Genomic DNA, 8,461 nt, shown 5'->3' on the forward strand with positions numbered 1-8,461 from the left:
CCCCCGACGCAACCCGCCGAGCCCAAGATGACCCAGGGCCATCTGATCGAGCAGACCCTGGAGCGCCCGCTGCGCCCGGGCGAGGTGTCGCTCGACGAGCTGGAGCGCGCCTTCCGCGAGACCGCGATCGAGGTGGCGCCGGCCCCCGCCGCGCCGGCGGCGCCCGCGGCAAAGCCCGCTGCCGCTCCCGCGCCGGCCGCCGAGACCGTGAAGAAAGTGGCAAAGCGCCCCGCCAGCGCCGAGATCGACCTCGCCGAGGGCGACAAGGTCGCCAACCAGTCGATCCGGGTCAACGTCGACACCCTCGAGCACCTCATGACCATGGTCTCCGAGCTGGTCTTGACCCGCAACCAGCTGTTGGAGATCTCCCGCCGCAACGAGGACACCGAGTTCAAGGTGCCGTTGCAGCGGCTGTCCAACGTCACCGCCGAGCTGCAGGAAGGCGTCATGAAGACGCGCATGCAGCCGATCGGCAACGCCTGGCAGAAGCTGCCCCGCATCGTGCGCGACCTCTCCGGCGAGCTCGGCAAGCAGATCGAGCTGGAGATGCACGGCGCCGACACCGAGCTCGACCGCCAGGTGCTCGACCTCATCAAGGATCCCCTGACCCACATGGTGCGCAACTCCGCCGACCATGGCCTGGAGACCCCGGCCGAGCGCGCCGCCGCCGGCAAGCCCGAGCAGGGCACCATTCGGCTAAGCGCCTATCACGAGGGCGGCCACATCATCATCTGCATCGCCGACAACGGCAGGGGCCTCAACACCGAGAAGATCAAGGCCAAGGCGGTCTCGTCAGGTCTCGTCACCGAGGCTGAGCTCGAGAAGATGACGGAAGCGCAGATCCACAAGTTCATCTTCGCGCCCGGCTTCTCCACCGCCGCCCAGGTCACCTCGGTGTCCGGCCGCGGGGTCGGCATGGACGTGGTGCGCACCAATATCGACCAGATCGGCGGCACCATCGACATCAAGAGCGTGGCCGGCGAGGGTTCTTCGGTCACCATCAAGATCCCGCTGACGCTGGCCATCGTCTCGGCCCTGATCGTGGAAGCCGGCGGCGACCGCTTTGCCATTCCGCAATTGAGCGTCGTGGAGCTGGTGCGCGCCCGGGCCAACTCGGAGCACCGCATCGAGCGCATCAAGGACACCGCGGTCTTAAGGCTGCGCAACAAGCTGCTGCCGCTGATGCACCTGAAAAAGCTCTTGAAGATCGACGACGGCTCCTCCAGCGACCCCGAGAACGGCTTCATCGTGGTGACGCAGGTCGGCAGCCAGACCTTCGGCATCGTGGTCGACGGCGTGTTCCACACCGAGGAAATCGTCGTCAAGCCGATGTCGACCAAGCTGCGCCACATCGACATGTTCTCCGGCAACACCATCCTGGGCGATGGCGCCGTCATCATGATCATCGACCCCAACGGCATCGCCAAGGCCCTGGGCGCCTCCGGCTCCTCGGCCCATGAGATGGCCGACGATGCCTCGGCTGCGCATGCCTCCTCCGGCGAGCAGCTGACCTCGCTCCTGGTGTTCCGCGCCGGCACCAGCCAGCCCAAGGCGGTGCCGCTCGGGCTCGTCACCCGCCTCGAGGAGATCGCCACCGACAAGATCGAGCTCTCTAACGGCCGCTACATGGTGCAGTACCGCGAGCAGCTGATGCCGCTGGTGCAGATGGCAGGCGTCACCGTGCAAACCACAGGCTCGCAGCCGATCCTGGTGTTCGCCGACGACGGCCGCTCCATGGGCCTGGTGGTCGACGAGATCATCGACATCGTCGAGGAGCGCCTCAACATCGAGGTGGCCGGCTCGCAGGAGGGCATTTTGGGCTCGGCCGTGATCAAGGGCCAGGCCACCGAGGTGATCGACGTCGGCCACTTCCTGCCGATGGCCTTTGCCGACTGGTTCAGTCGCAAGGAGATGCGCCCGTCGATGGCCGCCCAATCGGTGCTGCTGGTCGACGACTCCGCCTTCTTCCGCAACATGCTGGCCCCGGTCCTGAAAGCGGCCGGCTACAAGGTCAGGACCGCGCCGAACGCCCAGGAGGGGCTGGCGGCGCTGCGCTCGGGCCAGGCCTTCGACGTCGTGCTGACCGACATCGAGATGCCCGACATGAACGGCTTCGAGTTCGCCGAACACATCCGCTCCGACCACCATCTCGGCCAGATGCCGATCATCGCGCTGTCGGCGATGGTCTCGCCGGCGGCAATCGAGCGCGGCCGGCAGGCCGGCTTCCACGACTATGTCGCCAAGTTCGACCGCCCCGGCCTGATCGCGGCGCTGAAGGAACAGACCGCCGAAGTGAAGCGGGCGGCGTGAACAAGAAAGAGCCAACCCGATGACCAGCAAGACCGAGAGCGTTGAAGGCACCGTGGCCGAATACGTCACCGCCGTGATCGGGGGCCAGCTGTTCGGCCTGCCGATCTCCCGCGTCCAGGACGTGTTCATGCCGGAACGGCTGACCCGGGTGCCGCTGTCGTCTGCGGAGATCGCCGGCGTGCTCAATCTGCGCGGCCGCATCGTCACCGTGGTCGACATGCGCGCCCGCCTCGGCCTGCCCAGGGCCGACGACGGCAAGCCGCCGATGGCGGTCGGCGTCGACCTGCGCGGCGAATCCTACGGCCTGCTCATCGACACCATCGGAGAGGTGCTGCGCCTGCCCGAAGCCGGCTGCGAGGAAAACCCCGTCAACCTCGACCCCCGAATGGCCAAGCTCGCCGGCGGCGTCCACCGCCTCGACGGACAGCTCATGGTCGTCCTCGACGTCGATCGCGTCCTCGAACTCGCGCCGGAAATGAAGGCGGCATAAGCCGAACGGCGAGCCGCAGACTTGAAGTGGATTGGAAACGTCCCGTCAGGGAACTGGAAGAAGGGGCCGAAGATGAGAACATGCCTGGTCGTCGATGATTCAAGCGTCATCCGCAAGGTCGCGCGCCGGATTCTGGAAGGGCTCGATTTCCAGATCATCGAAGCCGAGGATGGCGAGAAGGCGCTGGAAGCCTGCAAGCGCCAGCTGCCGGACGCGGTGCTGCTCGACTGGAACATGCCGGTCATGGACGGCTACGAGTTCCTCGGCAATCTGCGCCGCATGCCCGGCGGCGACGCGCCGAAGGTGGTGTTCTGCACCACCGAGAACGACGTCGCCCATATCGCGCGGGCGCTGCATGCCGGCGCCAACGAGTACATCATGAAGCCGTTCGACAAGGACATCGTGACCGCCAAGTTCCAGGAAGTCGGACTGATCTGATTCTAGCGTTCGATCCCGGCGGTCTCGCGGCCTTCGGCATCTCCAGTTGTTCCAGTGTGCCGTTTGCGCCGTGTTGGTGAAGTAAATGAGTACTGCGTTGATGAGTTCCGCGACCCATGGTGTCGGCAGGCAGGAGCCGATCCGCGTCATGGTGGTCGACGATTCCGTCGTGATCCGCGGCATGATCTCGCGCTGGATCGATGCCGAGCCGGACATGAAGGTGGCGGCTTCGCTGCGCACCGGCCTCGATGCACTCAACCAGCTCGAGCGGATCAACCCCGACGTTGCGGTGCTCGATATCGAAATGCCCGATCTCGACGGCATTTCGGCGCTGCCAAGGCTGCTCGCCAAGAAGCGCGATCTCATCATCATCATGGCCTCGACGCTGACCCGCCGCAACGCGGAGATCAGCTTCAAGGCTTTGTCGCTCGGCGCTTCCGACTATATCCCGAAGCCGGAGAGCACACGCGAGAGCTCGGCGGCCGACGTCTTCCATCATGACCTGATCCAGAAGATCCGCCATCTCGGCGCGAAGGTTCGCCGCACGGCGGTCACAAGCCCGCCGCCGGCGTCGACTCTCGATCGCCCGCAACCGCATGTGAAGCCCGCGCCCGCAGCAACCGCCGCGCCATTGGTGAAGCGCCAGTTCGGCCTGACCGCGCCGCGCGCCCTGGTGATCGGCTCCTCGACCGGCGGCCCGCAGGCGCTGATGTCGCTGGTGACCGCGATCGGTCCGGTGATCGACCGCTTCCCGGTGCTGATCACCCAGCACATGCCGCCGACTTTCACCACGATTCTTGCCGAGCATCTGGCGCGTTCCAGCCGCAGGCCAGCGGCCGAGGCGGTGGACGGCGAAGTCGTCAAGCCTGGCCGCATCTACCTCGCGCCGGGCGGCCGGCACATGAAGGTGGTGCGCCACGGCACGGATGTGGCGATCGCGCTCGACGACGGCCCGCCCGTGAATTTCTGCAAGCCCGCGGTCGATCCGTTGTTCGCCTCCGCCATCGACGTCTGGCAGGGCGGCACGCTCGCCGTGATCCTCACCGGCATGGGCTCCGACGGCATGCGCGGCGGCAAGGACATCGTCGCCGCCGGCGGCAGCGTGATTGCGCAGGACGAAGCCACCTCCGTGGTCTGGGGCATGCCGGGCGCTGCAGCCAATGCCGGTATCTGCGCCGCGGTGCTGCCGCTGAAGGACATCGCGCCAAAGCTCGTTCAGTTGTTTTCCGGAGTACGTTCGTGACGCCTTCAGACTATGAGTATCTGCGCAAGTTTCTGAAAGAGCGCTCCGGCCTGGACCTGTCTGCCGACAAGCAATACCTGGTCGAAAGCCGCCTCGTGCCGCTGGCGCGCAAGGCCGGGCTTCCCGGAATTCCCGAGCTGGTGCAGAAGATGAAAGGCAGCGCGGAAGCGCTGACCGCGGAAGTGGTGGAGGCGATGACCACCAACGAGACATTCTTCTTCCGCGACAAGGTCCCGTTCGATCATCTGAAGGAAGCGGTGCTGCCGGCGCTGATCCAGGCGCGCGCGGCGCGGCGGTCGATCCGCATCTGGTGTGCGGCATCGTCGACGGGGCAGGAGCCTTATTCGATCGCGATGATCCTGAAGGAGACGCAGGCACTTTCGGGCTGGCGCACCGAGATCGTCGCTACCGACCTGTCGCAGGCCGTGCTGGAGAAATCCAGGGCCGGCATATTCAGCCAGTTCGAGGTGCAGCGCGGGCTGCCGATCCAGATGTTGGTGAAGCATTTCAAGCAGACCGGCGAGCTTTGGCAGCTCAATGCCGACATCCGCGCCATGGTGCAGCACAGGCAGCTCAACTTGCTGCAGGACTTCTCTCATCTCGGCACCTTCGACGTGATCTTCTGCCGCAACGTGCTGATCTATTTCGACCAGGACACCAAGGCCAGAATCTTCGAGCGGATGTCGCGCATGATCGAGCCCGATGGCGCGCTGGTGCTGGGCGCCGCCGAATCCGTCGTCGGCATCACCGATGCCTTCAAGCCGTATCCTGATCGCCGCGGCATGTATTGCCCGAACACCGCGCGTGGAGCCGGAGCGCGGAGCGGAGTGGGCGCAGCGGCGATGCCGCTGAAGCTGGTTGCCGCCGCGCGCTAGAGAATCGCGTGCGGCAGGAACCGCGAGGTGTTGCCGGTGATCGGGTGCTCGTCCTCGCGCACCGACAGGCCGCACGGGGTGTGATCGACCAGCCAGCTTCCGACCACGGCGTACTGCCCGGAAAAGTTCGGCAGCGGCGCCAGGGCCTGGCGGATGAATCCTTCGGCCCCGTACGGGCCCTGGTGCTCCACCAGCGTCGAGCCGGCGCTGACCAGCGTGACATTGGCGCCCTCGCGCGAGAACAGCGGCTTGCGCACGAAGGACGCGCCGAGCTTTGCGGCCTGCGGATCGTCGTCGAAATACGCCGGCAGCAGGTTCGGGTGTCCGGGAAACATCTCCCATAGCAGGGGCAAGAGGCCCTTGTTGGAAAGGATCGCCTTCCAGGGCGGTTCGATCCAGCGCGTTGGCGCTCTTGCGATGTCAGCGCCGAATTCATCGTGGAACATCCATTCCCAGGGATAGAGCTTGAACGCGAGCTCGATCGGGCGGTTGTCGAGATCGACGAAGCCGTGGTCCGCTGAAAGGCCGATGTCCTCGATATCGAGCAGCGTCGTCGAAAGTCCTGCCTGGCGGGCGGTGTCCTCGAGATAGGCGAGCGTGCCCGAATCCTCGGTGCTCGCCATCGTGCCGGCGAGATGCAGGTGCCTGGCGCCGCCGAGCTTTCTCCAGGCCTCGATCAGCCGTTCATGGATCGAGTTGTACTGGTCGGCGCGCTTCGGGATGATGCTGCGCTCGATCGCCTGCTCCAGCCAGGTCCACTGGAATACCGCGGACTCGAAAATCGAGGTCGGCGTGTCGGCGTTGTATTCGAGCAGCCTTGCCGGGCTCTTTCCGTCGAAGCAGAGGTCGAGCCGGCCGTAGAGGCTGGCCTGGTCGCCATGCCAGCTGTCCGCGATCAGCGGCCAATAGGCTTCGGGAATTTTCAGGCGCCGCAGATATTTCTCGTCCTCGACCGCCTTGTCGACCAGTTCGAGACACATCGCGTCGATCTCGCCGGTCGGCGCCTCGACCTGGCGCTCGATCTGATCGAGCGTGAAGGCGTAATAGGCGCGCTCGTCCCAATAGCGTTCGCCATTGATGGTGTGGAAGTTGAAGCCTGCGCGGTCGGCGGTCGTGCGCCAGTCGTCGCGCTCGGGACAGATGATGCGGTGCATGGTGATCGCTGGCCGTCCCGAGTGTCGCGGCAGGTTGCTTGTCAACCGCCGAACGAGAAGTGTGACGAGAAACTGTGAGCAAAGGAGCCGAAGCCGCCGCGCTTGATTCCGCCGGAGCTGGCATCGGTAGTGGCGGCCGGCGTCGATCCGGACGATCCGCCGGATGAGTAGCCGTAGCGTCCGCCCGAGCTGCCGTGGCTGCTCGATGACGAGCCGCGCGGCGGGCATTCCGACGGCGACGATACGGTCGGCATCGTCCCCGGCTGCGCCGGCGTGCATTCCCGGGGCATCAGCGCATAGGCCGTGCTGCCGACGGCGATGGAGCCCATCACCAGCAGCACCACCTCGTGGGAGCGTTTGGCGGGTTGCGGCCGGCTCGGCGGCGCCGAGCCCCGGCTTCGCCGTTCGAACTGGGTGGGCGGTTTGTCGGCCATCTTCGGAAGATCCTGCTTCAGTAGATCATGCAGGCGGCGTTGATGGCGCCGAAGGCGAGCGAAGCGAGCCCGAGCCAGATCGCGGGCGCGAGCTCGCCGTCGGCGATGCGCTGCGGCAGGTTCGGCACGGGGATGCGGACAATGAAGAAGACGATGATCTGCACGATCAGCGCGATCAGGCTCCAGATCATGCAGTCCCAGACATTGGCGGAATGCGCAATCGCACTGATCAGCGGCAGCGAGAAGCCGAGCAGGGAAAGGCCGAGCGCAATGGCGGCCGCCGGATTGTTGGCGCGGATCTCGTCGAGTTCATTGTACGGGGTGACGTGGGTATAGACGAAGAGGTAGGAAACGACGGCAACGATCGCCGTACAGAAATACACCAGGAACGCCGGCAGCCCGGCGAGGGATTGCAGCACCATCACGTCACCCCGAATCTGCTTCTACAGCCAGATTTGCACGGCCCATTGGTCGGGGCGAGATGAGGGCGGGTTCAATCCAAAGCAAAAACCCCGCCGCCTGGCGGGGTTTGCAAGCGTTCGATGGCGGCCGTGACGGAGCCGGCTACTCCTTGACTTCGATCTTGCCCTTCATCGCCGGGTGCAGGCCGCAGATGTAGTCGTAGATGCCGGCGTCGGCCAGCGTCAGCTGGGTGCGGCGCGAAGCGGGTTTCAATCCGGGGGAATAAATTCGCCGCATCATGGCGGCCATGATCTTGCCGTTCGAAGATCAGCGCGGAGACTTGCCGTCCGGCTGTGTCCTTCGTGCGAGGCTGCGAACCAGGCGGAACGCCATCCAGAAGAACAGGACGACCAGCCCGAGAGCGGCAACCGGCGCCGCCAGGGCCAGGATGGAGACCATCGTCGCTCCGCCGAGTTCTGCCGTTGCGACGGCGGAGTTTCCAAGTCCGCCGGTGAAGACGGTGGATTTTGCGCGCAGCATCGCGGTAACGCCTTGCGTGATGCCTGCCACGCCGCCACCGGCGATAATGGCCGCCGTCCATTTCAGCATCGGCGAAACGTCGGTCATGACCGCGGCGGATGCGATCGTTCCCGCGACGACGGCGCCGGGCGTTGCCACCGTATCGAGCAGATTGTCCACGCCGGGGATGTAGAACGCGGCGACCTCCACGATCGCCGCGGTGCCGAGCATGAGGACCGCAGCCGGCGTGCCGAGCCAGGCGAAACTGTCGTTGAGGTTCACATGTCCGGTCCAGGCGGCGGCGCTGAGGACCAGAAGCGGGAGGAACAGGCGAAAGCCGGTCGCCGCCGCAAGGGCGATGCCGAGCGCAATCGACAGCCCGAGATCGACATTGGTCATGCCAGGCAAGCTCCATCAACGCATTGTCGGCCGGCAATGTGCAGGGAGTTCAGACTAGCATCCTTTGCCGCCCCAAAAACAAAAACCCCGCCATTTGCGGCGGGGTTCAGTCTGGGAGGAGTGAGCCAACTGGCTCGCCGTACAACCCTTGCTCAGGCCGGGATGCGCTCGTCGGCCTCATGCGGCTCGCGCAGCAC

At 65.6% G+C, this 8,461-nt stretch carries 10 protein-coding genes; 5 read left to right on the top strand and 5 right to left on the bottom strand.

Annotation, left to right across the window (positions count from 1 at the left end):
* The 5 genes from ACT4OC_RS19645 to ACT4OC_RS19665 form a co-directional block, all read left to right on the top strand.
* On the top strand, nucleotides 1-2,310 hold a 2,310-nt coding region (locus ACT4OC_RS19645), incomplete at its 5' end, for a hybrid sensor histidine kinase/response regulator (protein WP_444840697.1).
* A 19-nt stretch (nucleotides 2,311-2,329) separates the two neighbouring features.
* A complete protein-coding gene (locus ACT4OC_RS19650) occupies nucleotides 2,330-2,800 on the top strand; it encodes a chemotaxis protein CheW (RefSeq protein ID WP_444840698.1) in 471 nt (156 codons plus the stop codon).
* A gap of 72 nt (nucleotides 2,801-2,872) precedes the next feature.
* On the top strand, nucleotides 2,873-3,238 hold the full coding sequence (locus ACT4OC_RS19655; protein ID WP_444840699.1) for a response regulator: 366 nt from the start codon (nucleotides 2,873-2,875) through the stop codon (nucleotides 3,236-3,238).
* 85 nt (nucleotides 3,239-3,323) lie between these two features.
* On the top strand, nucleotides 3,324-4,481 hold the full coding sequence (locus ACT4OC_RS19660) for a protein-glutamate methylesterase/protein-glutamine glutaminase (protein ID WP_444840700.1): 1,158 nt from the start codon (nucleotides 3,324-3,326) through the stop codon (nucleotides 4,479-4,481).
* Complete coding sequence (locus ACT4OC_RS19665) at nucleotides 4,478-5,356, top strand: CheR family methyltransferase (RefSeq protein WP_444840701.1); 879 nt, start codon at nucleotides 4,478-4,480, stop codon at nucleotides 5,354-5,356. Before ACT4OC_RS19660 ends, ACT4OC_RS19665 begins: the two co-directional genes overlap by 4 nt.
* Here ACT4OC_RS19665 and ACT4OC_RS19670 read toward each other — a convergent pair.
* The 5 genes from ACT4OC_RS19670 to ACT4OC_RS19690 form a co-directional block, all read right to left on the bottom strand.
* Nucleotides 5,353-6,510, bottom strand: coding sequence for a glutathionylspermidine synthase family protein (locus ACT4OC_RS19670; RefSeq protein WP_444840702.1), 1,158 nt, complete (start codon nucleotides 6,508-6,510; stop codon nucleotides 5,353-5,355). The two genes, ACT4OC_RS19665 and ACT4OC_RS19670, sit on opposite strands and share 4 nt — an antisense overlap.
* A 41-nt stretch (nucleotides 6,511-6,551) precedes the next feature.
* A complete protein-coding gene (locus ACT4OC_RS19675; protein ID WP_444840703.1) occupies nucleotides 6,552-6,944 on the bottom strand; it encodes a hypothetical protein in 393 nt (130 codons plus the stop codon).
* Between the two features lie 17 nt (nucleotides 6,945-6,961).
* A complete protein-coding gene (locus ACT4OC_RS19680; protein ID WP_444840704.1) occupies nucleotides 6,962-7,366 on the bottom strand; it encodes a DUF350 domain-containing protein in 405 nt (134 codons plus the stop codon).
* A 142-nt stretch (nucleotides 7,367-7,508) separates the two neighbouring features.
* On the bottom strand, nucleotides 7,509-7,655 hold the full coding sequence (locus tag ACT4OC_RS19685) for a hypothetical protein (RefSeq protein WP_444840705.1): 147 nt from the start codon (nucleotides 7,653-7,655) through the stop codon (nucleotides 7,509-7,511).
* A gap of 18 nt (nucleotides 7,656-7,673) precedes the next feature.
* Nucleotides 7,674-8,264: a DUF4126 domain-containing protein gene (locus ACT4OC_RS19690; protein ID WP_444840706.1), complete on the bottom strand. Its 591-nt coding sequence runs from the start codon at nucleotides 8,262-8,264 to the stop codon at nucleotides 7,674-7,676.
* Nucleotides 8,265-8,461: the final 197 nt, after the last annotated feature.

Source organism: Bradyrhizobium sp. (assembly GCF_052389815.1).
In the GTDB taxonomy this organism is placed as follows: domain Bacteria; phylum Pseudomonadota; class Alphaproteobacteria; order Rhizobiales; family Xanthobacteraceae; genus Bradyrhizobium.

Excerpts from the sequence above, each read along its gene's own strand:
- ACT4OC_RS19670 (WP_444840702.1), bottom strand. The coding sequence starts at position 6,510 with ATGCACCGCATCATCTGTCCCGAGCGCGACGACTGGCGCACGACCGCC.
- ACT4OC_RS19680 (WP_444840704.1), bottom strand. The coding sequence starts at position 7,366 with ATGGTGCTGCAATCCCTCGCCGGGCTGCCGGCGTTCCTGGTGTATTTC.
- ACT4OC_RS19685 (WP_444840705.1), bottom strand. The coding sequence starts at position 7,655 with ATGGCCGCCATGATGCGGCGAATTTATTCCCCCGGATTGAAACCCGCT.
- ACT4OC_RS19660 (WP_444840700.1), top strand. The coding sequence starts at position 3,324 with ATGAGTACTGCGTTGATGAGTTCCGCGACCCATGGTGTCGGCAGGCAG.
- ACT4OC_RS19655 (WP_444840699.1), top strand. The coding sequence starts at position 2,873 with ATGAGAACATGCCTGGTCGTCGATGATTCAAGCGTCATCCGCAAGGTC.
- ACT4OC_RS19675 (WP_444840703.1), bottom strand. The coding sequence starts at position 6,944 with ATGGCCGACAAACCGCCCACCCAGTTCGAACGGCGAAGCCGGGGCTCG.
- ACT4OC_RS19650 (WP_444840698.1), top strand. The coding sequence starts at position 2,330 with ATGACCAGCAAGACCGAGAGCGTTGAAGGCACCGTGGCCGAATACGTC.
- ACT4OC_RS19690 (WP_444840706.1), bottom strand. The coding sequence starts at position 8,264 with ATGACCAATGTCGATCTCGGGCTGTCGATTGCGCTCGGCATCGCCCTT.